This is a genomic window from Chromohalobacter canadensis, from assembly GCF_034479555.1.
Classification (GTDB): domain Bacteria; phylum Pseudomonadota; class Gammaproteobacteria; order Pseudomonadales; family Halomonadaceae; genus Chromohalobacter; species Chromohalobacter canadensis.
In genome coordinates this window covers 2,762,133-2,787,013 of sequence record NZ_CP140151.1, presented here as the reverse complement: position 1 = coordinate 2,787,013, position 24,881 = coordinate 2,762,133, and the positions used below count along the sequence as shown (strand labels likewise).

Below are 24,881 nucleotides of genomic sequence, written 5' to 3'. Positions count from 1 at the left end.
GCCATTCAAGGGAGCACCGCCATGCACATCGTCAGCCACTTTCCCCGACAGATTCACGAGGAGGAAGACTGGATCACGCTGGCCGATGGCTGCCGGTTGGCGGTACGCATCTGGCGCCCGATAGATGCCGAACGCGACCCCGTGCCGGCGATTCTCGAATACCTGCCGTATCGCAAGCGCGACCTGACAGCGATGCGCGATGTCCAGTCTCACGCTTACTGGGCCGGCCACGGTTACGCCGGCATCCGCGTTGACCTTCGCGGCAGCGGCGAATCGGATGGGGTCTTGCGTGATGAATACCTGCAGCAGGAACTCGACGATGGCGTCGAAATTCTTGAGTGGCTGGGGCAACAAACGTGGTGTACCGGGAATGTCGGCATGATCGGCATTTCCTGGGGCGGCTTCAACGGCCTGCAAATCGCGGCGTTGCAGCCCCCCGAGCTCAAGGCGGTCATCACCCTATGCTCCACGGATGACCGCTACGCCGACGATGTCCACCACATGGGAGGCTGTCTACTCGGTGACAACTTGTCCTGGGCCTCGACCATGTTCGATGCCAATACCTGCCCGCCCGATCCGTTGCTCGTCGGCGAGCGCTGGCGCGAGATGTGGCAGGAACGCCTCGAAGGTAGCGGCCTGTGGCTAACGAAATGGCTCAAGCATCAGCGGCGCGATGCCTATTGGAAGCACGGCTCGGTCTGCGAGGACTTCTCGCGTATTCAGTGCCCGGTTTACGCCGTCAGCGGCTGGGCCGATGGCTACTGCAATGCCGTGTTTCGCTTGCTGGCGGGCCTCGACGTACCGCGCAAGGGTCTGGTAGGTCCCTGGGCGCACAAGTATCCCCATCTCGGCGTCCCCGGCCCGGCCATCGGCTTTCTTCAGGAATCGCTGCGCTGGTGGGATCACTGGCTGAAGGGCAAGGACACCGGGATCATGGACGAGCCGATGCTGCGTGTGTGGATGCAGGAATCGGTGCCGCCCTCGGCACGCTACGAGACACGCCCCGGGCGCTGGGTGACGGAACCCAATTGGCCGTCGACGCGCATCGACATGCAGCCCTTCCGCCTGACCAGCGGCCACAGCCTGCGGCCTATGACGACGGCCCCCACACTCCCCGAGGACCACGACGAGACACCGCTGACAATACGCTCTCCCCTCTCGGTGGGACTTTTCGCCGGCAAGTGGTGCTCCTACAACGCGCCGCCGGATCTACCCCACGATCAACGCGACGAAGACGGCGGCGCGTTGGTCTTCCAGACGGCGCGACTCGAGCGGGACATCGAAATCTGCGGTCAGCCCGTGGTCGAACTCGAGCTCGAGGCCGACCAGCCCGTGGCGATGGTGGCGATACGCCTCAGCGATATCGCCGAGGACGACAAGGCCACGCGCATTTCCTATGGCCTGCTCAACCTGACCCACCGCGACAGCGACGAACACCCCCAGCCACTGGAACCGGGCACGCGTTATAACGTGCGCATACCGCTCAAGCACATCGCCCAGCAGTTCCCTGCAGGCCACGCCATTCGGCTATCGATCTCGAGCAGTTACTGGCCGCTGGCTTGGCCCGCGCCAGCCCCCGTCAAGCTGACGATTCATCCTGCCGGCAGCCAGTTACTATTGCCGTGTCGCACTTCCCAGCCTCAGGAAGAAGCCGCACTTCCCGAGTTTGCGGCACCGGAGGCCGCACCGCCGCTCGCCAGAACCCTGATACAACCCAGCCAGGAAACGTGGCGGGTAATACGCGATCTCGCCAATGACCAGACCACGCTCGAAGTCATCAACGACGAGGGCACCTTCCGCCTCGATGACATAGACCTAGAACTCTCGGTGCGCATCACCGAACGCTACACCTACGCCTACGGCAACTACGATAGCGTCAGCGGCTGGACACAATGGGAGCGGTGTTTCCGGCGTGGCGACTGGGTGGTGCGCACTGTGACGCGTACCTTGATGACTTCCACTGCGGAGAGCTTCCGCGTGCGTGCCACATTGGATGCCTACGAAGACGACAGCCGAGTTTTCGCCAAGAGCTGGGACGAGGAGATTCCGCGCGACCTCGTTTAGTACGTTGCCTGAGCTTCACCCTATTCCTCCACCATCCGGGGTGGCGCGATACATCACGCGTCGCCCCACCGGCTGTTCCTCAGCCACTATTCTGACCTACTCATGCCTATCTGCCATGCAGTACAGTGCATATTGATCCGATCTTGAGGAGGAACGGTATGACCCAACGTATTCTGTTTACCGGCGGTAGTGGCAAGGCGGGCCGACATGTCGTCCCCTATCTGCTGGAGCGCGGGCACCGGGTCGTCAACGTCGACCAGACGCCGCTGGACCACCCTGGTGTCGATAACATCATCGCCGACGTCACCGACAGCGGTCAGATGTTCAACGCATTGAGCAGCTATGCCGCCTTAGATGAACTGGAACCCGGCACCGGTGTGCCGCACTTCGATGCCGTCGTGCACTTCGCGGCGATCCCTCGCATTCTCATCAAGCCGGACAACGAGACGTTCCGCGTCAATACGATGGGCACCTATAACGTCATCGAAGCCGCGGTAAAGCTGGGCATTCGCAAGATCGTTTTTGCCTCGTCCGAGACCACCTACGGCATCTGCTTTGCCGACGGTGTCGTCCAACCCCAGGTGCTGCCGGTGGACGAGGAGCATCCGACCGAACCAATGGATAGCTATGGCATGTCCAAGGTCGTCAACGAGCGCACCGCACAGGCATTCCAGAAGCGCTCGGGCATCGACATCTACGGTCTGCGGATCGGCAATGTCATCGAGCCCCACGAGTACGTGGCTAATTTCCCCGCTTACTTCGACGATCCGTCGCTGCGGCGGCGCAATATTTTCTGCTACATCGATGCACGCGATCTCGGCCAGATCGTCGATCGTTGCCTGAAGACCGACGGCCTGGGTTATCAGATATTCAACGCCGGCAACGACGATAACTCCGTCAATCTCACGACACGGGAGATCATCGAGCGCTTCTATCCCGAGGTACCCGTGAGCCGCGAATTGGGCGAACGCGAAGCGCTTTACTCGAATCGCAAGATCCGCGACATGCTCGGCTTCCGTGAAGCGCATTCATGGCGGCGTTATGTCGCCGACCCACGAAACAAATAGAGTCGTCATCAGTCTTAAAGCTCGGTACGCAAACGACTCGCGTCTCAAAAATTGCAATTTTTTGTCGCTCGGCCATGCTTAAGTCATACGACACGCGAAAGGAGAATGCCCGACACACCACCTCGACCGGACTGTTTCGCAGGCGACGCTGCCAGGGTGAGTCGGGCGCCACACGGGCGCAACATCATCCTGTCAGGGTCGGAGAAGCCGTTAACCAAGGAGTGCTTCCCCCGATGGTGAGACTCGACAAGAAAGTGACCCGGCTCTACGTGCTGGATACCAATGTCCTGATCCATGACCCCACAGCCCTGTACCACTTCGAGGAACATGATGTCGTCATCCCCATGACGGTGCTGGAGGAACTCGACAAGCATAAGAACGGAATTCGTGAAATCGCCCAGACCGCGCGGCAAATCAGCCGCACGCTTTCCGACCTGACTTCTCGCTTCACCCCCGAGCAAATTCAAGAGGGCATTCCATTACCCGTGAGCCACGGCCCCAGCGGTCGCCTGCGTTTCCTGTGCTACACCGATCTCAAGACGCTCGACCCGTTAGTCGATTCCCCCGATAACCGGCTTCTCGCCGAGACCTGCCGCCTGCGTGACGAGCGCCTCGACGCGTCGGTGATCCTGGTTACCAAGGACATCAACCTGCGCGTCAAGGCGGCGGCGTTGAACGTCCCGGTGGAGGATTACCTCAACGACCGCGCCTACGACGATCTCGACGCCATGATCGAGGGCGCCAAGGTCTACGCCGAGGCCGGCGTGGAAGGCCGAGGGCTGTGGGACCGACTCGACGTCGAGGTCGATGTCGAGCGCACGGAAGACGGCACCTTCTACCACCTCGCTGGCGAGCTGCCCAAGGACTGGCACGTCGGCATGCTGGTATCGGACAGCGACAACGGCGCAGGTTTCGAGGCCATCGTACGCTCGTTCGCGCCGCATCGCGCCACGCTGCAACTGCTGACCAACTACCGCCATCACGACGGCGTCTGGGGCGTACATGCCCACGACAGTCGCCAGAACTTCACCCTCAACCTGCTGATGGACCCCGAGATCGACCTGGTCACCATCGCCGGCAACGCGGGCACCGGCAAGACCTACATGACGCTGGCGGCGGCCTTCCAGCAAACCCTCGATAGCAAACACTTCGAGCGTATCGTTTTCACCCGCGCACCGATCCCCATGGGTGAAGATATCGGCTTCCTCCCCGGTACAGAGGAAGAAAAGATGTCGCCCTGGATGGGCGCCTTCCACGACAACATGGACAACCTGCTGCGCGACGAACAACACGGCAGCTCAAGCTGGAGCGACGGCGCCACCCGCCAGTTGATCGGCTCCCGTGTGCAAATCCGCTCGCCGAGTTTCATGCGCGGACGCACCCTGAGCGACACTTTCCTGATCATCGACGAGGCGCAGAATTTCACCCCCAAACAGCTCAAGGCACTGATCACGCGCGCGGGGCGCAATACCAAGCTGGTACTGCTGGGCAACGTCGGACAGATCGACACGCCCTACCTCACCGCCAATACCTGTGGCATGGCCTACGCCGTGGAACGTTTTCGCGACTGGCCGCATGCCGGCCACGTGACGCTGAAAAGCGTCGAACGCTCACGCCTCGCCCTCGCCGCCGAGGAACTTCTCTGACAACGCTTCGATAACGCAACGTCCTTTTCATCCCTCTCAACGCAGAGCGCCCCGACCAAAAGGCCGGGGCGCGCGCTTCAAACACTCTTGAGCTTACAATGATTTTTACAGCTTACACCGATCTTTGTAACCGTCTTGGTGGCCGACCGTCTTGGTGACCGTAGAGTCATGCCACGTCGAGAGCGGGATTACTCCTCGGTAGAAGAGGGCTTGCGGTTATTGACCACGTCCTCGATGAGCTGCTCGTTCTCGCTGCGCGGCATCTCGTCGAGCATCTGCTTGGCGGCCTGGTAATCACAGATCTCGGTATTACACGAGCTGCAGAACACGATATCGTCGAGTTGTTGCGCCTGGGAGACCGTCACCTTGTGACTACCGCAATTCGGACACCCCTTGGGCAAACGCATCTCGACAGAAAAATCTTCGTTCATCGCCTTTCCTCCATGATCCTGCCGTGGCGGAACGAGCGCCGCGCCGCGACCCTCGCAATCCATGTGTCTATCTATCCATGTGCCTATCCACAGTGTTTGGGGCCCGGGCCAGGAAATCAAGCGTTCGCCGCGCGCCTAAAGACCACGCCGAGGTTATTCGCCGGCAATTCGTCGACGCGCTCCAAGACGAGCTCATTTAGCCGGGCCTCGGCCTCGACATCTTCCAGGGCCCGAATGCCCCAGGCAGGATCGCGCTGGCGCAGGTCGGCATCGAAGGCCGCGTTACTCGCGGCGGTGTGTTCGCCATCACGCATGAAGGGGCCGTAAACGATCAACACAGCGCCCAACGGCAAGCGACGCCCTGCCTCGCGCAATAGCGCCTGGGTCGCCGCCCATGGCGAGATATGCAGCATGTTGATGCACAGCATGGCGGACGGATCGCCGACGTCATCGGGCCACGGTTGGGTGACGTCCAGCGCGAGCGGCGACGCGAGGTTCGCCAATGCGGCGTGGCGCCGCCAGGCGTCGATGGAGAGCCGGGCACGCTCGCTCGGGTCACTGGGCTGCCAGGTAAGCGCGGGAAGATGCTGAGCGAAATACACGCCATGCTCGCCGCTGCCGCTGGCAATTTCGAGGACACGGCCCGAGGTCGGCAGCACCTCGCGCAGCAGTGCCAGAATAGGCTCGCGATTACGCTTCGCGGCGGGCGTGGAAAGACGCATGCCCTCGCCGGGCTCAGAATTTTCCATCGTCTGCATCACACCCTCTCTACGCCTAGCCGCGCGTTCAGCCACTGGCCGATATCGCCGATCTGTTCGGGGCACAGCGCATGCTGCATGGGATAGGTACGGTAATTCACCGCATAGCCCAGCGCCTCGGCCCGCTCGGCGCCCTCGTGGCCCAAGGTCTCGGGGACTACCGGGTCGAAGCTGCCGTGATGCACCTCGATGGGCAGCGCACGATTGGCCTCGCTGAGCTGGATCGACTCGGCCGTGGCGAAATAGGTCGAAAGCGCCAACAGGCCCGCCAGCGGCTGGGGATACGTCAATGCCGCGTGGTAGGCCACTGCCCCGCCCTGAGAGAACCCGGCAACGACAATCCGGCGGCTATCGATACCCTTGGCGATCTCGGCATCGATCAGCGCATGCACCCTGTCCGCCGAGGCCTTGAGCTGCGCCTCGTCGATGCGTCGGCCCAGGTTCATGTCGAGGATGTCATACCACGCCGGCATCTCCATGCCGCCGTTCACTGTCACCGACATGCGTGGCGCATGCGGCAGGATGAAGCGCACAGCCAGTGAGTCGTCCAGCGGCAAGGCCGGCACCAGCGGCTCGAAATCGTGGCCATCGGCCCCCAGTCCATGCAACAGAATCACCGTCGCATCGGCGGCACGGTGGCGGGGTTCGATGATCAGTGGCGAAGAATCGGCCATCGGCTCGGCTCCTGGAAACGATTTGCACGGATGAAAAGGCACAGGATGTGCCAAACGCGTGGCACTGTCCACGCCCTACAGACGGCATCTAGAACGGCCAGACCATCGGCGTCAGTACCAGCGTCATCACGCCGACCAGCACACTTAACCCGCCGCCGACACGCAAATAATCGCTGAACCGATACCCGCCGGGCCCATAGACCATCAAGTTGGTCTGATAGCCGATAGGGGTCAGAAAGCTCGCCGAGGCGGCGAACATCACCACGATCACGAACGGCATGATATCCACACCCAATTGCTGCGCGGCGCCGGTGACGATAGGAAAACTAATCACCGCCGCCGCGTTGTTGGTGACGATCTCGGTCAAAAGCGCCACCACCAGATAGGTACCGATCAGCAACAAATACGGATTGCCATCAGCCAGAGCCAAGGCGACCTGGGCCAAGGCCGAGGCGGCGCCGGAACTTTCCATCGCCGCCCCCAGACCGAATGCGGCGGCGATGGTCAGCAACACTTGCGTATCCAGCCCCCGTCGCGCCGCGCCAATCGTGCAGCAGCCCGTCATCAGCACCAGGGCGGCGCCGAGCATCGCCGCCTTTAGCAGGCTCAACACGCCGAACGCCGCCAAGGCGACCACGCCCAGCATGATGCTCCACGCCACCCAGGCCCGTTCATGGTGCGGCCGTGCCTGACCGTTGAGCTCGCTGATCAGCAAGAAATCCCGCGACTGACGATGCCGCTCGACGAACGCCGGGCGCACCTCCATGAGCAGCACGTCCGCCGGCTGTAGCTGGATCTGCCCCAGATTGCCGGATACCCGCTCACCATGGCGACAAACCGCCAGCACCGAGGCGCCGTAGAAGGTACGAAAATGCCCCTCGCGCAGACGTCGCCCCAGAAATTGGCACTGTTCGGAAACCACCGCTTCGACCAGGCGCCGTTCGGCGAAGGACTTCTTGAGGTTCGACTGCCCCTGCCCGGTGGGTCGCAGACCACGAATCTGCTGAAGCTCCACCGCCGCCTCCGTCGTCCCGGCAAACACCAACCGGTCATTGGCCTTGAGACGCTCGCCGCGCCCCACTACCGAGACGACATTCCCATCGCGCTCGATCTCGACCAGAAACAACCCCTCGAGATGACGCAGCCCGGCCTCCTCGACGCTCTTGTCGACGATGGGACCTTGCGGGTCGACCTGCATCTCGATGGTGTACTCACGCGGGTTCTCGAAGACATCCGATGCGGTGCGGCGTTTGGGCAGCAACCAGCGCCCCACCAGCATTAGATAGGCCAGCCCCACCAGAGCGACGGGCACACCGACCCAGGCGATATCGAACAGATGCAGGGCCCGCTCGGGATAGCGCTCGCGCAGCAGGCCATCGACCACCAGATTGGTGCTGGTGCCGAGCAGCGAACAGGTACCGCCCAGAATCGAGGCGAAGCTCAGCGGCATCAGCAAGCGATGTGCCGGCAAACGCAAACGCCGGCTCCAACTCAGCACCGCAGGCAGAAACGTCGCCACCACCGGCGTGTTGTTGAGAAAAGCGCTGGTCGCCGAGACGGGAAGCAGCAATCGCGCCTGAGCGCCCAGCTCGTTGCGCGGACGCCCCAGCACGTAGCGGATGAGCAGGTCGATGCCGCCCGTCTCGCGTATGCTGGCCACGAGGATGTACATAAAGGCCACGGTGAAAAGGCCCGTGTTGGAAAAGCCGGCCAGGGCCTCGTCAGCATTGATGACGCCAGCACCGAACAGCGCGATCACCGCGCCCATGAGAATCACGTCCGGGCCGAGGCGACTCATCGCCATCAACAGAAAAGACGCCGCCACAATGGCCAGCGTCAGCCAAGCATCGAATGGCATACCGCCAGTGTCCTAACAAAAGATACGATATCCGCATTGTGACGAACCGCGAATATTCCAGGAAGTTATTTGTGGGAATGGACTTAGATACTTTTTGATCTATACAGACAAGGAAAGCCCATGCTTCGCTGGTGGCTGACACTGCTCCTCGTCAATGCCGCGCTCATCGCTACGGCACTCCCCCGTTTAGGCGTCGCCGCCATGCCCTGGCTAGCGCTGGAGGGCCTTATCCTGGTCGGCGCGCTGAGCCTGTGGCCCTCGCGGCGCCTCACACGCCGGTCGTTGGCATACGGCAGTGCCGCGCTGATCGTGCTGGCACTGGCCTGTGCGCTGGGCGATGCGATCACCCAAGAGATCCAGGGTCGGCCGCTCAATCTCTATCTCGATCCCTCGCAGGTACCGATCCTGCTGGAATTGTTGCGCGACAACCTGAGCCTACCGGTGAGTATCGCACTGGTGATTGCGACGCTCTTGGCGCTGCTGGTCATCGGCCTCGGATTGGGGCACCTACTGGCGAGCCTGCCGCGCCACGGCGCACCTCGCCGCTGCGCCTGGGGCACGCTGGTGTTCGGCGTGGGGCTGGCGCTTCTCGGCCTATGGCGAGATACGACGACCTTCGGCACGCCCGGCATTACGCTGCTCACCGACCAGGCCACTCGCGCCTATGAAACTCGAGCATCGCTGCGCGATTTCGACGCACGTCTGGCGGCGCGTGAATCCCCGCTCGACGCACCGGACGGCCAGCCCTTGCCCGGCCTCGCCGAGACCGATGTCATCCTGGCATTCGTGGAATCCTACGGCATGGCCGCGCTCGAACGTGAGCCCTTCGCCGAACCAGTGAACGCCCGCCTCGACGCCATGGCCAAGGCCTTCGCGCAAGCCGGACTCAGCGTGGCCAGCAGCCGGATTGCCTCACCCACGCTCGGCGGGCAGTCACGCCTGGCGCATGCCAGTGTACTCAGCGGCTTATGGGTAAGTTCACCGCTGCGCTACACGCGATTGCTCGAAAGCCCACGTGCCACCTTGATCGACGACTTCGAACGCACCGGGCAAACCAGCGTGGCCATGATGCCAGCGATCTACCGGGATTGGCCGGCGGGGCGGCGCCTGGGCTACGACGAAATCCACGACGACGCGCGGCTCGACTATCGCGGTCCGCGCCTGGGCTGGGTGACGATACCCGACCAGTTCGTCTGGCACCGCCTGCGCCAGGTACGCCGCGAACATCGCGACCCACTGTTCGCCGAGCTGGCGCTGATCAGCAGCCATGCGCCTTGGGTGCCGGTGCTCGAACCGCTGCCCTGGGACGAGCTCGACAACGGCGAAGCCTTCGCGCGCTGGGAAGGCGAAGGCAGCAACTTCCTCGAACTCTGGGGGGACAACGCCGGCATGCGACAACGCTACGGCCCTGCGCTGGCGTATTCGCTGGCAGTCGCCGGGGAATACGCCGAGCGTTACGTGGACGATGAGACCCTACTGATCCTGCTTGGCGATCATCAGGCCGCGCCGGGCATGCTGGGTGTCACGCCCAACAAAGAAGTGCCGATTCACGTCATCAGTGGCGACCCTGCGCTGATTTCGCCACTACTCGAGCATGGCTTCCAACGCGGGATGCAGCCAGGGCACGACACGCCCGCGCGCTCGATGGCCGAGCTACGTGGCTTGCTGCACACGCTATACGGGGGCAGCGACACCTGACGCCGCCCCGCCATACGCGGCCTGCGGAACCGTCAGACGCGCGCCCGGTCGCGGCGATCCTTGATCAAGCTCGCCACGCCCGTAACCACCAGCGCGCCGACGATGATGGTCATCGACAACCAGATGGGAATCTCGGGGATCGATTCGATGGGATGGCCGCCGTTGATGAACGGCAGCGTGTTCTCGTGCAACGCCTCGAGCACCAGTTTGACACCGATGAAAGCCAGTATCACCGACAGCCCCAGGCCCAGATAGACCAAGCGTGACAGCAAGCCACCGAGTAGAAAATAGAGCTGTAGCAGCCCCAGCAAGGCGAAGGCATTAGTCGTAAAGACGATATACGGCTCACGCGTAAGCCCATAGATGGCCGGGATGGAATCCAGCGCGAACAAGAGATCGGTAAAGCCCAGTGCCACGATCACCATGAAAAGCGGCGTCACCACACGCTTGCCGTCGACTTTCGCCAGCAGCTGCTTACCGTGATATTCATTGGTGACGGGCAACCAGCGCTGCACCAGGCGCACGGCCAGGTTGGGGCGATATTCCTCTTCTTCGTCGCTGTCCTCGAAGCTTTCCTTACCCAGCTTGTAGGCCGTCCACAGCAGGAAGGCGCCGAAGATATAGAATACCCAACTGAATTGATGGATCGCCGCCGCGCCCACGGCGATGAAGATGCCGCGCATGATCAAGGCGATGACGATGCCGATCAACAGCGCTTTCTGCTGATGCACCCGTGGCACCGCGAACTTGGCCATGATGATCACGAACACGAACAGATTATCTACCGAGAGGCTCTTTTCGGTGATAAAGCCGGCGAAGTACTCGGCGCCGCGCTGCGGTCCCCATACCCACCAGAGCCCGGCACCGAATGCAATGGCGATGGCGATGAATACGCACGACCATGCCGCCGCTTCCTTGAAGCTCGGCTCGTGCGGCTTGCGAACGTGAAAGACGAAATCGAAAACGAACAGCGCGATAATGCCAGCCACAGTGGCCAGCCATACCCACAGGGGGACGTGCATAGATCTACCTCCGGTCAACGGTCAACGTTGCCGAAGGTCTCTCCCGCTTGGCATTAATGCCGAGCCGCTGTCACCGGGGCGTTGCGCCCGTGCTGACGATGACAGCGCGAAGCTGTGAGCCTGGCGACCCGCTTCGGGAATACTCCCCTTCCGCTGCGGCGCATTGTGGGACGAGGCATGCCGCAACGCAACGTTTATCGTCGCGGCATGCCTTGATCATCTCAACCCCAGCAATGCACGTAGCGATAGGCCGTTTCCGCCAGGCGCGAATCAAGCCCCCACGGCGCGAAACGTCGTGCCATTTCATCGACGACTTCACGCAGCGGCCGCGACGCCTCGCGTACGCGTGCCTCTACGATGGTGCCAATCGTGAACAAGGCACTATTTTCAGGGCTAGTGTCATCCACACGCGGCGTTTCCAACCACGGCGCCTTGCGTGCCAGCTCGACATCTTCCTGGGTAATCATCTCCCAACCTCCCGATACTCTTTCTGTCTCGCTCGTTGTGTGTGACTCACGGCTCTCTATACGACTTTAGTGCAACTCGCGAAGTTCCGCCATGCGTCACATCGGCGCAATCACTATGTGGTACTGCGCAGCCTCATGAGGCCAGCAAGCGCTCACCACGCGCGGGCTCAGCCACCTTGAAACGCCCCACCACTTGCGCCATGCCTTCGGCTTCCTCATCCAGCGATTTACTGGCAGCCGCCGCCTGTTCGACAAGGGCCGCGTTGCGCTGGGTGACTTCCTCGAGTTGCGAAACCGCCTGATTGACCTGCTCAACCCCCGACGATTGCTCCTGCGAGGCACTGGCGATTTCCGCGACGAATTGCGCCATTTGTTGCACGCCCTCAGAGATGGCACTCATCCGGTCATTGGCATCGCTGGCCAGCTGTTCTCCGCGATCGATGTTGGCCACATTAGTGCCCACCAAGGTGCGGATTTGACTGGCCTCGTCGGCGCAACGCTGTGCCAATGTGCGTACCTCCTCCGCCACGACCGCGAAACCTCGCCCATGCTCGCCGGCGCGCGCTGCTTCCACCGAGGCATTGAGCGCCAGGAGGTTGGTCTGAAAGGCAATTTGGTCGATGGCTTCGACGATGCTGGTCACCTGCTGGTTGGACTCCTTTATCGAAACCATCGCTTCACGCGTGTGCCCGGCAACCTCGCCGCCCTCACGCGCTTCTCCCTCGAGTCGCTCGGTGAGATCGCGGGCCTGGGTGGCCGAATCCGCCGTCTGCTTCACGGTAGAGGTAATCTCCTCCATGCTCGAAGCGGTCTCAACAATGGACGATGATTGTTCCTCGGTGCGCTGGGCGAGATCTTGGTTGCCTTGCGCGATCTCTCCGCTCGCGCTGTTCACACTCTCGGCGCTGCGCTTGATATTGACGACCACGCGCTCGATGTCATCGGTCGAGGCATTGAAGGCACGATTGAGCTGGGCCAGTTCGTCGTTGCCCCAGACGTCTAGCCGCTGCGTGAGGTCCCCCTCGCGCTCGGCGAGGGTACGGAGCGTGCGCTTGAGCGGCACCACGATGCTTCGCGTGACGACGATAGCCAGGGTAATGGCGATACCCAGCGCCACCAGCGCCCCGATCACATAGCCCCAGAAGGCCTGACGCGCCTGTTGCCGCAGCTCGGTGGCGGCGGCCACCAGTCCCTCGCCTCCCTGTAGTGCCACTTCATTGAGCAAATCGATCCGCTCGGTTTGCTTGTCGAACCAAGTCGTCGGCGAGATATCGAAACCACCCTCGACACCGCGCTGCACGGCGGTATCACGCATCGCCATCACCTCTTCCACCACGGGGCTTGCCATGCGTGTTTCCAAGGCTTCGATCAACGACGGCGTTGCCAGCGACCGAAACGTCTCGTCGAACGCGCTCTCTTCGCCCAACAGGGTCAGATAACGGCGATACAAATCAGGATTGAATGCATCGGCAGCGAAAGCATTGGACAGCAAGGCTCGCTCGATCCCCGCGCGCTCCTTGACTTCCTGCAAGGCGTAGAACGCCCCCAGACGCTGCACTAGCTCACCATTGCCGGTGGTATCGGCAAGTGCCGCGACACCGCCCAGCAGCAGGTCGTTGATAGTGGTGTAATAACCGATGGCCGAGGCGGTTTCGGCGCTTAGGTCATCGACATCGCCACGCTGGCGAGTCAGCCCCTCCAACTGCTCGCGCGCCGAACCAAAGCGGTCTGCGATACGCCCGCCTAGCGTGTCGGCATCCACCGCGGCAAAGGCCTTTTCGAAGGAGGCCAAGCGCTCGTCGGTGTCGCGACGCTGATCCTGGATAGCATCGCCGAAGGACTCACCTTCACTGCCCAGATAGCCCGCGCTCATACCGCGCTCGCGCTGTAGCTGATGCACTAACGCCCCGGCGCGACTGGCAAGCTCGGCCAGGGTTTCCAAGCGTGCCATGCTGCTCATGGTCCGCTCACGTTCGAGCGCCCCCATCATGGCGAACCAAACAAGCACAGCCAGCGGCACGATGAGTGTCAGCGTAAATTTCTGACCTAGCGACAGACGATGCAACAGCTTCATGGCGACCTCTTGTTATTGCGTTGGGCTATGGGCTACTACTTTCGTTTATCGACCTCCGCTAAGTTTTCTTTACATCATTAACTTTCAACGTTATTTGAAACGCTAAATAGCCATGCAAAAAACCGCCGGACATATATCCGGCGGTTTTTCGTGACGAGTCCGCTTTCAGCCCAGGATGAAGATCACGCAGGACGCAGTGAGTGCCCCCATGGTCCCGTTGAACGCTCTCCAGGCGCGTGGCCCCTTGAGCCAGCGTCCAATGGCGGTGCCGAACCCCGCCCAAAGCGCGATGCATGGAAATCCCACGAGCTCGGCCACACCCGCCAGCACGAGAGCGTTGACGACGGTGTTGCCATTCTCGGGCAGAAAGCTCGCCATCAGCGTCAACCCCATCACCCAGGCCTTGGGATTGGCGAACTGGAAGGCGGCTGCTTGCCAGAAGCTCAGTGGTCGTCCTTCGCTCGCGTCGAAATGCGGCGGCGGCGCCGTTGCGATGCCCCAGGCCAAGTACAGTAGATAGAGGCTGCCGATGACACGCAGCGACGTCTGCACCAGCGGGAAACGCTCGAATACGACACCCAACCCCAGGGCCAACGACGAAAACAACACAAAGCAACCACCTATGATGCCCAATAGATGCGGCAAGGTACGTCGGAATCCGTAATTGGCCCCGGAGGCAGTGAGCATCATGTTATTGGGGCCTGGCGTAATGGTCATGGAGATCATGAACAGTGCGGCGGGCCCGAAAGCGGACAGAGTATTCATCTTAAATTGTACCCTCACAATTTTTTAAATCTGATTTATTATCGCCATATTTTGTGAGCATAATGAGTACAATAAGAGCGTCAAAGGTTTTATTGTCACCATGACAATTTGGACACCCGAACTGCCCGAGGGCGGCCCACGCTACCGGCGCATCGCCGAGGCCATCGCCAAGGCGATCGAACTCGGCGAACTCATGCCTGGCGATAAGTTACCGCCCCAACGCCGCCTGGCCGATCGACTAGGCGTCACTATCGGCACCATTACCCGCGCCTACGCCACGGCCCATCACCAGGGCTGGGTCGACTCTCGGGTGGGCAGCGGTACCTATGTACGCCAAGCCATCGGAGAAGCGCCCACCAGTTTTCGTGCCGGGCAACCTATCGATCAGGGCATGATCGATATGGGAATGAGCCTGCCGCCGCCCCATCCGTTACGCGCTAAAGGTCTTCAAAACGCTCTCGAGAGCATTACCGCCTCGCCGCAGTCCCTCCAGGCGGCCACGGAGTATCAGCCAGAAGCCGGCGACGAGATCCAGCGAACGCGCATCGCGGCCTGGCAAAGTAGCCTCGGCCTACCCGACGACCCGAGCCGCATGGTGATTACGCAAGGCGGGCAGCACGGCATCCAGCTCGCATTGCAGGTCCTCTGCCAGCCAGGTGACCTGGTGGCGGGTGAAGTGCTGACATACCCGGGTTTCATCTCCGCCGCCCAGCAGGCCCACTTACGTCCGTTGGCAGTACCCATGGATGCCTACGGCATGGACGTCGATGCTCTGGCCCGGCTGTGCGCTCGCCAACCGCCGCGCGTGCTCTACACCACTCCCGACCTCAACAATCCCACCGGTGCGCAGCTCGACGAAGCACGTCGCGAGCGACTGGCGGACCTGGCACGCGAGCACGACATCTGGCTGATCGAGGACGCCGTGCAGTACCTCCCGGAGGACGAGCGTGGCACGCCACTGGTCGCGCTGGCACCAGAACGCACCCTGCATATCTTCAGCACTTCCAAGGTACTGGCCGGCGGGCTACGCATTGGCAGCCTCACGGTACCGGCGCATCTACTGGAGCGTCTGGGAACGGCAATCCGCACCCAAAGCTGGATGGTGGCACCGCTGATGGTCGAGACAGCCTGCCGCTGGATGGAGAACCCCGAAAGCCAGGAACTACTGCACTGGCAGATCGATGAGCTTGCCGCCCGCCGCACACTGGCACTGGAACGCCTATCTGACTACGGGCCGATGAGTCGCGAGGGCTCGTCGATAGTATGGCTGCCACTACCGGCAGGACGGCGTAGCAGCGAATTGCAGACACTACTCGCAAGGCGCGGCGTCAAGGTTTCCACGCCCGAGCCCTTCTGCATGGGCAGCGAACCGGCCCCACAGGCACTGCGACTGTGTCTGGGACCGCCCGAGAATCGTGCCTCACTAGAAAAAGCACTATCACTCATCAAAGAGGCACTTTCGGAAGCACCGTCGTCGCCCTGGCAGACCCTGTAACACTCGTCGCTCGCGCTCGAAGCCCCACTGCGACGCACGACACGAGCAAAAAGTTCTTCGCAGATCAGCGTGAAATGGTAAGGCCCCACCATGCTCACCGCTATCGGGAATAAATTCCCTCCCACAAGGACAAGCTAACTGACAGGGGCTGTGGGAGCGAACTTGTTCGCGATGATCTGTGCCGCATTTCCCGGCAAAGTGCGATGAACCAAAAAACCGCCGGACACACGTCCGGCGGCATTTCGTGACGAGGGCCTTCAGGCCCGCGCGTCAGCGTTCGTGCGAGTCGCTCGGCAACGCAGCCGGCTGGCTTTCACTATCGCGACGCTCACGCAGGGTGAAGGCGCCAACGGTTTCGGCGAGTCGCTGCGACTGGGCCTTGAGCTCGGCGGCTGCAGTGGCACTTTCCTCGACCATGGCGGCATTCTGCTGCGTCATGTTGTCAAGATCGGTAACCGCCACATTGACCTGGCCGATGCCGTCACGCTGCTCGCTGGTCGCGGCGCTGATCTCGTTGAGCACATCCGTGACGCGTGTCACGCCATCGACGATCTCGTTCATCGCCGTGCCCGCGCTACGCGCCAGCTCGGCGCCGCTCTGGGTCTTGCTCGAGGCGTTGTCAATCAACGACTTGATCTCACGGGAGGCATCGGCACTGCGCGTGGCGAGCTGGCGCACCTCGCTGGCTACCACCGCGAAGCCACGCCCTTCCTCACCGGCACGCGCCGCCTCGACAGAGGCATTCAGGGCCAGCAGGTTGGTCTGGAAGGCGATGCCATCCATGGTGGTGACGATCTCTGCAACTTGCTGCGAGGCCGTCTCAATCTCGTCCATCGTCTTGACCACGTCCCCGACGACCTCGCCACCGCGCGTCGCCGACTGACTGGCCGATTGGGCCAGGCCGCTGGCCTGACTCGCCGAATCCGCGGTATGCGAGACAGTACTGGTCAACTCCTCCATCGAGGCCGAAGTTTCCTGCAGACTGGAGGCAGTGGTATCCGTGCGGCCGGCGAGATCCTGGCTCGCCGAGGCGATCTCCGAGGACGCCACACGCACCGAATCGCTGCTATCGCGGACATCCAGCAGTACATCGTTCATCTTGTCGGCGAAGGCGTTGAACTGCGTCGCCAGCTCGGCGATCTCGTTACGGCCACGCACCGGCAAGCGCTGGGTCAGATCACCGCCACCGGAAGCGATATCGCGCATGCGTCCAGCCAATTGGCGCAACGGCCGCGACAGGCTACCGCCCAGCAGCCAGCTCACTACCAGGCCTAGCCCCGCAATGACCACACCGACCCCGATCATGCCGGCCATGTCGGCCTGGCGCTGATCGGCCAGTTGCCCTTCAAGATTGTGCAGGCCAGCCAGCACGGCCTCCTCGGGCAGACGAATCGTCAGCACCCAGGAGTCCGGTGAGTCGCCGATGGTGAAGGGACGATAAACCTCGAAGCGCCCGGCCGCTTCGTCGAAGCGATAAGTCATCTCGCCGTTCGCAGCCGCGTTCAGCGGCTGGCGCATCGACTCGTCAAGGGCGCCAGAAGCCGCTTTCCCCAGCGAGTCAGGCGCCTGGGTGGCCGCGGCGAGCACACCGCGAGAGGCCACCAGCGACATGTCGCCCACACCGTCGTAGAGACCCTGATTGGCCTCGGTGAGCAGGCCCTGGAGGAAGTCCACGTCGAAGTCCACGCCGGCCACGCCGCGGAACTCGCCATCGACCTGAATCGGCACGTTGAAGGAGGTGACCAGCTTGCGCTCACCGCCGTAATCGTAATAGTACGGATCGATGACGCAAGTGCGGCCGTTCTCCTTCGGGCACAGATAGTACTCGCCCTTGCGGACGCCCAGCTCATTGGGAGTCTGCAGGCCTTCGCGGTCGTTCAACGCCAGCGTCAGTACCTCGAGTTCGTCATCGGCGGTGCGATACCACCACGGCATGAAGCGGCCATTCGGGCCATAACCTGCGTCTTCACGGCCCGTGTAATCGCTGTCATCGCCAAAAGCGTTGGGCTCCCAACCGATGAAGGCATCCAGCAGATCGGGGTTTTCCGCCACCGTGTCGCGGACCACATTCGACAGTTCCTCGCGGGATAACGAGACACCTCGGTCCTCGCCCATCAGCTCATTGAGCGAGGCCAGGTTACGCGCCTGTCCCAGTGCCTGGCTCAGGCGGGCCTTGATCTGCTCGACCTGGGTCGAGGCCACCGCATCCAGGCGTTCCTCGATGTTTTTCTCGAGCAATCCTCGCGTCTGTGTTTCGACGACCTCAGCCGACCGGGAATTAGCAAAGGTCGCATAGCCGACCAAGGCCACCACCAGCACTACGATGCAAGCCCCGACGAGCGTTGCGACCAGGGTACGAATCGATTTGAAATTCATGCTCACACCTCCCGCCGCGACGGTTCGGTGGAGAAGCATGCAGGAGGCGACGACGCCAATACGGCACCGTCTGCCACGTGGCGACACATGGACAAGCAAGACAACATGGGAACGATCTCGTTTGGGATAGGGTTCGAACAGGAAGGAGCATGGAATCGATGCCCCGTGCCACGCGTATCGGCATGCCGTAAGTAAACTTTAGGCAACACCTGATCGCGTCCGGGGCGCTCGGTTGTATTGCCCGGCCTACACCACCACGAGCGTCAGGCGCACAAGCCCTGCTTGTAATGGCACTTGGGGTTTTGCAAACTGCCCCGCGTTGGCGCAGATACAAGACGCGCCGCTGGCAGCATGCCCCAACGACGACAACAGGGAATGTGGTATGTCCGATGCCTCAAGGAGCTCCGCGCCCCCGCAAGACGCAGCTGCCGGAGACCACCTGCACGACCTGCTCCGGCGCGTGACCCAGCGTGACCGCCGCGCCTTCGCCCAGCTGTACGCGGCCACCTCGGCGAAACTCTACGGCACGGTGCTGCGTATCTTGAGAGAACGGGGCCGGGCCGACGACGTGGTACAGGAGGCCTACGTCACGATCTGGCAGAAGGCGGCGCAGTTCGACACCAAGCGCGCCTCGCCCATTGCCTGGATGGTTGCCATCGCCCGCCATGCCGCCATCGACGAGCTGCGCCGCCAGCCCCGGGCGCCTCATGAGTCGGAAGACGCACTAGCCCACATGCCCACCGATGCGCCCAGCGCCCGCGAGCATCTGGAGCACGAGCAGGACGCCCGGCGGCTGTACGCGTGCCTGGAAGCGCTCGAGGCCGAGCGCCGGGACATGGTCCGCCTCGCGTACCTGGACGGCTGGTCACGCGCTGATCTGGCCACGCATTTCGAACAGCCGGTGAATACCGTCAAGACCTGGCTTCATCGGGCCTTGAAGCAACTCAAGGGGTGCCTGGCACCATGACCGACCACGACGACATCGACATGCTGGCCGCCGAGTACGTACTGGGCACCCTCGACGCCGAGGAACGCGCCGAGGTGGCCCGGCGCCGGCAGCACGACGCCGATCTCGACGCGTGCATCCTCGCCTGGGAAGCACGCCTCGCCCCGCTCGGCAACGAGGTCGAGACCATCGCCCCGGGACCGGATTTGCTGGCCAGGATCGAGCGTCGCATCGACGATCTCGAGACGACTTTTCAGACAAAATCCAAGTCGGAAGACGACACCCACGGCACGGCCCAGGTGATCGCGCTGCGTCGCCTCGGCTTCTGGCGCGGGTGCGCCGGCCTGGCCACGGCCGCGGCGCTGATACTCGCCGTGGTGCTGATCGCGCCGTTCGACGACACGCCGGATGCACCGCCCTTCGTGGCCGTCTTCCAGCAGGACGACCAGCAGCCGGCCTTCATGCTTTCCGTCGACCTCGACAGCCGCCGACTCAACGTACGCCCGGTGACCGCCAAGCCACTGCCGGACCGCAGCTATCAGCTATGGATCAAGTCGGATGCACTGGGGCCCAAGCCCCGCTCGGTGGGCGTGCTGAACGACGACTTGAGCCTGCCGGCCGACGCCCTGAGCGACTACGATTCCGAGTTGCTCAAGCGGGCCACCTTCGGCATCAGCATCGAGCCGCCGGGCGGTTCCCCCACCGGCCAGCCGACGGGCTCCGCGATTCACGGCTATCTATATCCCACCGACCGGGACGCGGTATCACAGCATTTGTGAATTTTTTTCGCGTCGAGGTGAAACCTTGCCCGGGCTCCTTGCGTAACTAAGAGCACGCCCATCTCAACCACTTCCCAAGATGGGGCGTGCTCGGAACTCAAGGAGAGAATGATGACCAAGCTCATGGCAAGTGCATTCGTATCCGCCACCCTGCTCGCCGGCGCCTCCCTGGCCCAGGCTGAAATGCACGGTGACATGCATCCGCAGGTCTGGGCCGACGATCAATCCGTCACCGGCGGCACGGTCACCGCGGAAAAGGTCACGGCGGACAGCAACGGCTGGCTGGTGGTCCATCGCACCGACGAGAGCATGAAGCCCGGCCCCGTGGTCGGTCACGCCCCGCTCAAGGAAGGCGAGAACATGGACGTCACCGCGTTGCTGACCGAAGACGTCAGTGCCGGCGATCACCTGATGTTGATGGTCCACAGCGAAGAAGGCGGCATGGAGCCCGGTGTGTTCGAGTACACCCTCGGCGCCAAGGAAGACGGCCCCATCAAGATGGACGGCAAGCTGATCACCGAAACTATCACCGCGCAGTAACCGTTCTCCGGCATGCCGAGAGACGGAAGGGGCCCAGCGGGGCCCCTTTTTCATGCCTCGCGCCGTGCTCGCCGGTGCATTGCGCAGGGAGCTTTTATTCCGGCGCCGTCAACTTGCCGAAGGTCTCGCGCAGGGTTTCCGGCGTAAACTGCAAGGCATCGGCGTCATCCGCTTGCCAGGCGGCATACTGGCGTCCTTCCAGGCACTTGATCATGTTGTCGGTATTCAGCACTTCCAGGGAGTAGACCCAGTTGGCCATGATCGTCAACGCGGCCATGTGGGCGCCCTCGTTGGAGGCAGTGCACATGTCATGCACGAGATGGATGCGATAGTCGCGAAAGTAGGCGTCGAAGACCGAGGTCATCAAGCACCCATCCGTCACCACACCGCCGATGATCAGCCGCTTCACACCAAGGCTTTTCAGCATCAGGTCCAGACTGGTATCGAAGAACGCGCTCCAGCGGTATTTATCGATCACGATGTCCGTCTCTCGCGGCTTGATCTCCTCCATGATCTCGATGCTGTCGCGGCTGTCCGCATAGAAGCAGGGTTCACCATCGGGATGGCGAGGCTCATCGAGCGAGAGCCCGATACCATCACGACGGTTGATCTGGCGGGTATAGATCACCGGCACACCGGCGGCACGGCACGCATCGATCATGCGTTGGGTGTTGCGCACCACGCCATCCAGTCCGAAGAGGCCAAAGCCACTCTCTTTCTGCAGGTCGATCACGACCAGGGCAGTTTCGTTATTCGTCATCGTGGACAGGTTCTCCCAGAAAGTATTTACAAAACAGAGGGGGGCTCGCTTGCCTGCGGGGATGCGTCAGGCTCGGGCGGGGGGAAGTGTGTAAAGATATCGCCCGACTCCATGGCATTGGCGAGTTGCCTGATCCAGGTCAGGTAGGCTTTCGAGCCATTGACCAACGCGAGATCCTTGGTCGCCGTCTGCCTGACGGCCTCGTCATCCGACTGCCGGGCGAGTTCCTCCATCACCGGCTCGGTCTGCTCGATCGCCTTATGGATGACGCCACGCTCCAGGCGTAGCATCTTGACCATGAACCCCAGGAAATTTTGGAAGAAGTCCTTTTCAGCGATGTAGTGATCCTTGCGGTCTCCTTTCTTCCAGACCTTCACCACCATGCCGGTATCGATCAGCTCGCGAATGCCGGTGCTGACACTCGCCTTGCTCATGGCCACCTCGTCCTTGATGTCATCCAGCGTCAGCGGTGACTCGGCAAAGTACAGCACGGCGTAGATGCGTCCTACCGACGGCGTGACGCCATACGCCACCATGCTTTGGGCAATGGCGCTGATCATCACATCGCGCGCCTCTTCCAAACGCTGGGAGTCTGTTGTCTGCATGGCACTGCCAATTCATTTTGTATTGAATGTTTTGAACAAGCTATACAATACAGTCGGCAGCGTCAAACCTGGCAAACGCGGGTGCCTGCATCTTGTCTCCTCGAGGGCCGGCCAGGGCGCCCGGCCGCTTGTCGCCATAAATCGCGTCGTTATGGCTCGGGTCGCGCCAGGTCGAGACACAGCGTCACGGTATCCGTGACGTCGCCAGCGGGCTGCGTCACGAACCCCAGCTCTGCCGCCATCTGCCGCATGGGGTGGTTGTCGCGCAGGACATCGGCGAAGATCTGGCGAATGCCGCTCTCGCGGGCGTAGTCGATCATCTGCTGCATCAGGCGATAACCGAGCCCGGTGCCTTTCATGTCACTCCGCACCATGATCGCGAACTCGGCTTTCTCCTTGTCGGGATCGGCGGAGAGCCGCACCACACCGACGATGGCCGCATCCTCCGGCAAGGTCGCCACGAAGGCCATCTCACGGTCGTAGTCGATCTGCGTCAGGCGTGCAGCGAAGGCATGATCGAATGCCTTGATGGCCGAGAAGAAACGCAGCCGCACATCCTCGGGCGAGGAGTTGCGCAGCATCTCGACCAGCGCGCCCTCGTCCTCGGGGCGAATGGGCCGCAGGCAGTAACGCTGCCCGGCGCGCGTCTCGATCTCTTCCTCCAGCTGCTGCGGATACGGCCGAATCGCCAGGGGCTTGCGCTGGTCGTCCTCGGCGCGGACCACGATGCGTGCATCCAGGGCGATCACCCCGCTGGCATCCGTCAGCAGCGGATTGATGTCGAGCTCGACCACGCGCGTCAGGTCGCTGACCAGTTGCGAGACTTTGACGAGCGTCGCGGTCACCGCCTCGAGGTCGGCCGCCGGGCGGTCCCGATAGCCGCGCAACAATCGCGCCACGCGCGTCGAGGCGATCATGTCCCGCGCCAGCAGTGGATTGAGCGGCGGCAGCCCCACCACCCGGTCGCCGATGACCTCGACCGCCGTACCGCCCTGGCCGAACACGATCACCGGCCCGAAGAGGCTGTCTTCGGCGACGCCCACGATCAGCTCATGCGCCCCCGGCCGGCGGATCATCGGCTGCACGTTGAAGCCCTCCACGCGGGCCTCGGGCTGGGCACGCCGCATCGCCGCGAGCATGTCCTCGGCGGCCTGCGCCACGGCACCGGGCGAGGCCAAATTCAACTGCACCCCACCGACATCCGATTTATGCGAGATATCCGGCGAAAGGATCTTCAGCACCACCGGAAAGCCCAGCCGCTGCGCCGCCTGGCTGGCCTCTTCCGGGGTCCGCGCCACGATGGCGGGCACCGTGGGGATGTCATAGGCCGCGAGCACCGCCACCGCCTCCGGCTCGGTCAACACGCGACGCCCCGCCGCGATCACGCCGTCGATGACCGCCTCCGCCTTGGCGGGGTCAAGAGTGACGGCTTCGGCCAGCGCCGGGGGCGTTTCCATCAGCGCCTGCTGGTTGCGCCGGTAGCTGAACAAGTGCGAGAAGGCCCGGATGGCCTGCTCCGGCGTCTCGTAGGTGGGCAGGCGCTGCGCGGCGAACAGATGCCGCGCCTCGTCGGGCGCCCCCTCGCCCAGCCAACAGGTCAGCACCGCTGCCTGCCGCGTGCCGATCGTCTCGACCACCGCCCGGGCTGCATCCAGGCTATCGACGACCGCCGCCGGACAGTTCATGACCAGAATCGCATCCGCGCCGCGCTCATCGAGCAGCGCCTCGAGGGCGAGCGCGTAGCGCCGCCCCGGGGCATCGCCCAGAATGTCCACGGGATTGGCATGCGACCACGCCTCGGGCAGCGCCTCGTTCAGGCGTGCCAGCGTCGTCTCGGAAATTTCGGCCAGGTGACCGTTCTCAGCGGCCAGCGCATCCACCGCGAGCACGCCGATGCCGCCGCCATTGGTGAGAATCGCCAGCCGGTCGCCCTTCACGCGGATGCCGGTCGCCAGGGTGCCGGCGGCCTGGAACAGCTCGTCCAGCGTCGCCACCCGGAGCATCCCCGCGCGCCGGAACGCCGCGTCGTAGACGGCATCCGCCCCGGCCAGTGCCCCGGTGTGCGACAGCGCCGCCCTGGCCCCCGCCGTGCTGCGGCCGGCCTTGACCACTACCACCGGCTTGTTGCGCGAGGCCATGCGCGCCGCCGAGAGAAACTTGCGCACCTCGGTCACCGCCTCGACGTAGAGCAGGATCGAGCGGGTCTTGGGGTCCAGGGCCAGGTAGTCGAGCATGTCGCCGAAATCGACATCGCTCATCGCCCCCAGCGAGACGACGTGCGAAAAGCCGATGCCACGCGCCGAGGCCCAGTCGAGAATGGACGTCGCCACCGCGCCGGACTGGGTCACGAAGGCGACATCGCCCTTGGCAGGCGTGAGATGCGCGAAACTGGCGTTGATGCCCATGTGCGGCGCCAGGATACCCAGGCAATTGGGCCCGACGATGCGCATCAGATAAGGCTTGGCGGCATCGAGCATCGCCTGCTTGAGCGCCATGCCCTCGGGGCGCGCGCCCTCGCCGAAGCCCGCCGAGATCACCACCGCCGCGCGGCAGCCACGCTCGCCAAGCTCGCGGATCAGCCCCGGCACACTCTCCGCCGGCGTGGCGATGATCGCCAGGTCCGGCGCCAGCGGCAGCTCGGCGATACTTTGGTAGTTGAGGGTCGAGCGGATGGCCCGCGCGTGCGGGTTCACGGTCAGAATGGGCCCCGCGAAACCGGCCTCCAGCAGATTGCGCGCCAGCACCGCCCCCACCGAGCCCGGCCGGTTGCTCGCCCCGACCAGGGCGATCGTGGCCGGGGCGAACAACGCATCCAGATTGCGAATCGACATCGGGCCTCTCCGGTCCGTTCAGCGA

Annotated in this window: 20 protein-coding genes; 8 read left to right on the top strand and 12 right to left on the bottom strand. The window is 62.9% G+C overall.

Features of this window, described 5'->3' with window-relative positions:
• Positions 1 to 21: 21 nt before the first annotated feature.
• From SR908_RS13085 to SR908_RS13075, 3 genes are all read left to right on the top strand, one after another.
• The gene (locus SR908_RS13085; RefSeq protein WP_097022524.1) at positions 22 to 2,064 is read left to right on the top strand and encodes a CocE/NonD family hydrolase; all 2,043 of its coding nucleotides are present in this window, start codon (positions 22 to 24) and stop codon (positions 2,062 to 2,064) included.
• Positions 2,065 to 2,222: 158 nt separating this feature from the next.
• Positions 2,223 to 3,131, top strand: a complete 909-nt coding sequence (locus SR908_RS13080; protein ID WP_246920591.1) for an NAD-dependent epimerase/dehydratase family protein — start codon at positions 2,223 to 2,225, stop codon at positions 3,129 to 3,131.
• A 233-nt stretch (positions 3,132 to 3,364) separates the two neighbouring features.
• Complete coding sequence (locus tag SR908_RS13075; protein ID WP_246920590.1) at positions 3,365 to 4,777, top strand: PhoH family protein; 1,413 nt, start codon at positions 3,365 to 3,367, stop codon at positions 4,775 to 4,777.
• Positions 4,778 to 4,965: 188 nt separating this feature from the next.
• Here SR908_RS13075 and SR908_RS13070 read toward each other — a convergent pair whose 3' ends face one another.
• The 4 genes from SR908_RS13070 to SR908_RS13055 all read right to left on the bottom strand — a co-directional run bounded on the left by SR908_RS13070 (position 4,966) and on the right by SR908_RS13055 (position 8,498).
• Positions 4,966 to 5,208, bottom strand: coding sequence for a zinc ribbon domain-containing protein (locus tag SR908_RS13070; RefSeq protein WP_246920589.1), 243 nt, complete (start codon positions 5,206 to 5,208; stop codon positions 4,966 to 4,968).
• 116 nt (positions 5,209 to 5,324) lie between these two features.
• Positions 5,325 to 5,966 carry a DUF938 domain-containing protein gene (locus SR908_RS13065; RefSeq protein WP_246920588.1) on the bottom strand — a complete coding sequence of 214 codons (642 nt, stop codon included), beginning with the start codon at positions 5,964 to 5,966 and terminating at the stop codon, positions 5,325 to 5,327.
• Complete coding sequence (locus tag SR908_RS13060; protein ID WP_246920587.1) at positions 5,966 to 6,640, bottom strand: alpha/beta hydrolase; 675 nt, start codon at positions 6,638 to 6,640, stop codon at positions 5,966 to 5,968. The genes SR908_RS13065 and SR908_RS13060 overlap by 1 nt, the downstream gene beginning before the upstream one ends.
• A gap of 88 nt (positions 6,641 to 6,728) precedes the next feature.
• On the bottom strand, positions 6,729 to 8,498 hold the full coding sequence (locus SR908_RS13055) for an SLC13 family permease (protein WP_246920586.1): 1,770 nt from the start codon (positions 8,496 to 8,498) through the stop codon (positions 6,729 to 6,731).
• 120 nt (positions 8,499 to 8,618) lie between these two features.
• Between SR908_RS13055 and SR908_RS13050 the strand changes: the two genes are divergently transcribed.
• Entirely contained in the window at positions 8,619 to 10,196 is a 1,578-nt protein-coding gene (locus SR908_RS13050; protein ID WP_246920585.1) for an LTA synthase family protein, read from the top strand.
• Positions 10,197 to 10,228: 32 nt separating this feature from the next.
• Here the strand turns inward: SR908_RS13050 and SR908_RS13045 are convergent, their stop codons facing one another.
• From SR908_RS13045 to SR908_RS13030, 4 genes are all read right to left on the bottom strand, one after another.
• Positions 10,229 to 11,218 carry a TerC/Alx family metal homeostasis membrane protein gene (locus tag SR908_RS13045; protein WP_246920584.1) on the bottom strand — a complete coding sequence of 330 codons (990 nt, stop codon included), beginning with the start codon at positions 11,216 to 11,218 and terminating at the stop codon, positions 10,229 to 10,231.
• Between the two features lie 221 nt (positions 11,219 to 11,439).
• Entirely contained in the window at positions 11,440 to 11,685 is a 246-nt protein-coding gene (locus SR908_RS13040) for a hypothetical protein (protein WP_097022531.1), read from the bottom strand.
• Positions 11,686 to 11,818: 133 nt separating this feature from the next.
• The gene (locus SR908_RS13035; RefSeq protein WP_246920582.1) at positions 11,819 to 13,759 is read right to left on the bottom strand and encodes a methyl-accepting chemotaxis protein; all 1,941 of its coding nucleotides are present in this window, start codon (positions 13,757 to 13,759) and stop codon (positions 11,819 to 11,821) included.
• Positions 13,760 to 13,924: 165 nt separating this feature from the next.
• Positions 13,925 to 14,524, bottom strand: coding sequence for a LysE family translocator (locus SR908_RS13030; protein WP_246920579.1), 600 nt, complete (start codon positions 14,522 to 14,524; stop codon positions 13,925 to 13,927).
• A 100-nt stretch (positions 14,525 to 14,624) separates the two neighbouring features.
• Between SR908_RS13030 and SR908_RS13025 the strand changes: the two genes are divergently transcribed.
• Entirely contained in the window at positions 14,625 to 16,019 is a 1,395-nt protein-coding gene (locus SR908_RS13025) for an aminotransferase-like domain-containing protein (RefSeq protein ID WP_246920577.1), read from the top strand.
• A gap of 270 nt (positions 16,020 to 16,289) precedes the next feature.
• Here the strand turns inward: SR908_RS13025 and SR908_RS13020 are convergent, their stop codons facing one another.
• Positions 16,290 to 18,395 carry a methyl-accepting chemotaxis protein gene (locus SR908_RS13020; protein ID WP_246920575.1) on the bottom strand — a complete coding sequence of 702 codons (2,106 nt, stop codon included), beginning with the start codon at positions 18,393 to 18,395 and terminating at the stop codon, positions 16,290 to 16,292.
• Positions 18,396 to 18,777: 382 nt separating this feature from the next.
• On the opposite strand from SR908_RS13020, the gene SR908_RS13015 reads away from it, so the two are divergent.
• The 3 genes from SR908_RS13015 to SR908_RS13005 all read left to right on the top strand — a co-directional run bounded on the left by SR908_RS13015 (position 18,778) and on the right by SR908_RS13005 (position 20,660).
• The gene (locus SR908_RS13015) at positions 18,778 to 19,362 is read left to right on the top strand and encodes a sigma-70 family RNA polymerase sigma factor (protein WP_246920573.1); all 585 of its coding nucleotides are present in this window, start codon (positions 18,778 to 18,780) and stop codon (positions 19,360 to 19,362) included.
• Entirely contained in the window at positions 19,359 to 20,120 is a 762-nt protein-coding gene (locus SR908_RS13010; RefSeq protein WP_246920572.1) for an anti-sigma factor, read from the top strand. The genes SR908_RS13015 and SR908_RS13010 overlap by 4 nt, the downstream gene beginning before the upstream one ends.
• A 111-nt stretch (positions 20,121 to 20,231) precedes the next feature.
• Positions 20,232 to 20,660 (top strand): DUF7282 domain-containing protein, encoded by a 429-nt coding sequence (locus SR908_RS13005; RefSeq protein ID WP_246920571.1) that lies wholly within the window; start codon positions 20,232 to 20,234, stop codon positions 20,658 to 20,660.
• A gap of 94 nt (positions 20,661 to 20,754) precedes the next feature.
• Here SR908_RS13005 and SR908_RS13000 read toward each other — a convergent pair whose 3' ends face one another.
• The 3 genes from SR908_RS13000 to SR908_RS12990 form a co-directional block, all read right to left on the bottom strand.
• Complete coding sequence (locus SR908_RS13000) at positions 20,755 to 21,420, bottom strand: cysteine hydrolase family protein (protein ID WP_097022539.1); 666 nt, start codon at positions 21,418 to 21,420, stop codon at positions 20,755 to 20,757.
• A 26-nt stretch (positions 21,421 to 21,446) separates the two neighbouring features.
• Complete coding sequence (locus tag SR908_RS12995) at positions 21,447 to 22,025, bottom strand: GbsR/MarR family transcriptional regulator (RefSeq protein WP_097022540.1); 579 nt, start codon at positions 22,023 to 22,025, stop codon at positions 21,447 to 21,449.
• A 149-nt stretch (positions 22,026 to 22,174) separates the two neighbouring features.
• Positions 22,175 to 24,856 (bottom strand): bifunctional acetate--CoA ligase family protein/GNAT family N-acetyltransferase, encoded by a 2,682-nt coding sequence (locus tag SR908_RS12990; protein ID WP_246920570.1) that lies wholly within the window; start codon positions 24,854 to 24,856, stop codon positions 22,175 to 22,177.
• Between the last annotated feature and the right edge of the window lie 25 nt (positions 24,857 to 24,881).

Excerpts from the sequence above, each read along its gene's own strand:
- SR908_RS13005 (WP_246920571.1), top strand. The coding sequence starts at position 20,232 with ATGACCAAGCTCATGGCAAGTGCATTCGTATCCGCCACCCTGCTCGCC.
- SR908_RS13040 (WP_097022531.1), bottom strand. The coding sequence starts at position 11,685 with ATGATTACCCAGGAAGATGTCGAGCTGGCACGCAAGGCGCCGTGGTTG.
- SR908_RS13020 (WP_246920575.1), bottom strand. The coding sequence starts at position 18,395 with ATGAATTTCAAATCGATTCGTACCCTGGTCGCAACGCTCGTCGGGGCT.
- SR908_RS13075 (WP_246920590.1), top strand. The coding sequence starts at position 3,365 with ATGGTGAGACTCGACAAGAAAGTGACCCGGCTCTACGTGCTGGATACC.
- SR908_RS13030 (WP_246920579.1), bottom strand. The coding sequence starts at position 14,524 with ATGAATACTCTGTCCGCTTTCGGGCCCGCCGCACTGTTCATGATCTCC.
- SR908_RS12990 (WP_246920570.1), bottom strand. The coding sequence starts at position 24,856 with ATGTCGATTCGCAATCTGGATGCGTTGTTCGCCCCGGCCACGATCGCC.
- SR908_RS12995 (WP_097022540.1), bottom strand. The coding sequence starts at position 22,025 with ATGCAGACAACAGACTCCCAGCGTTTGGAAGAGGCGCGCGATGTGATG.
- SR908_RS13045 (WP_246920584.1), bottom strand. The coding sequence starts at position 11,218 with ATGCACGTCCCCCTGTGGGTATGGCTGGCCACTGTGGCTGGCATTATC.
- SR908_RS13060 (WP_246920587.1), bottom strand. The coding sequence starts at position 6,640 with ATGGCCGATTCTTCGCCACTGATCATCGAACCCCGCCACCGTGCCGCC.
- SR908_RS13000 (WP_097022539.1), bottom strand. The coding sequence starts at position 21,420 with ATGACGAATAACGAAACTGCCCTGGTCGTGATCGACCTGCAGAAAGAG.
- SR908_RS13015 (WP_246920573.1), top strand. The coding sequence starts at position 18,778 with ATGTCCGATGCCTCAAGGAGCTCCGCGCCCCCGCAAGACGCAGCTGCC.
- SR908_RS13050 (WP_246920585.1), top strand. The coding sequence starts at position 8,619 with ATGCTTCGCTGGTGGCTGACACTGCTCCTCGTCAATGCCGCGCTCATC.
- SR908_RS13065 (WP_246920588.1), bottom strand. The coding sequence starts at position 5,966 with ATGCAGACGATGGAAAATTCTGAGCCCGGCGAGGGCATGCGTCTTTCC.
- SR908_RS13035 (WP_246920582.1), bottom strand. The coding sequence starts at position 13,759 with ATGAAGCTGTTGCATCGTCTGTCGCTAGGTCAGAAATTTACGCTGACA.
- SR908_RS13080 (WP_246920591.1), top strand. The coding sequence starts at position 2,223 with ATGACCCAACGTATTCTGTTTACCGGCGGTAGTGGCAAGGCGGGCCGA.
- SR908_RS13025 (WP_246920577.1), top strand. The coding sequence starts at position 14,625 with ATGACAATTTGGACACCCGAACTGCCCGAGGGCGGCCCACGCTACCGG.
- SR908_RS13085 (WP_097022524.1), top strand. The coding sequence starts at position 22 with ATGCACATCGTCAGCCACTTTCCCCGACAGATTCACGAGGAGGAAGAC.
- SR908_RS13055 (WP_246920586.1), bottom strand. The coding sequence starts at position 8,498 with ATGCCATTCGATGCTTGGCTGACGCTGGCCATTGTGGCGGCGTCTTTT.
- SR908_RS13010 (WP_246920572.1), top strand. The coding sequence starts at position 19,359 with ATGACCGACCACGACGACATCGACATGCTGGCCGCCGAGTACGTACTG.
- SR908_RS13070 (WP_246920589.1), bottom strand. The coding sequence starts at position 5,208 with ATGAACGAAGATTTTTCTGTCGAGATGCGTTTGCCCAAGGGGTGTCCG.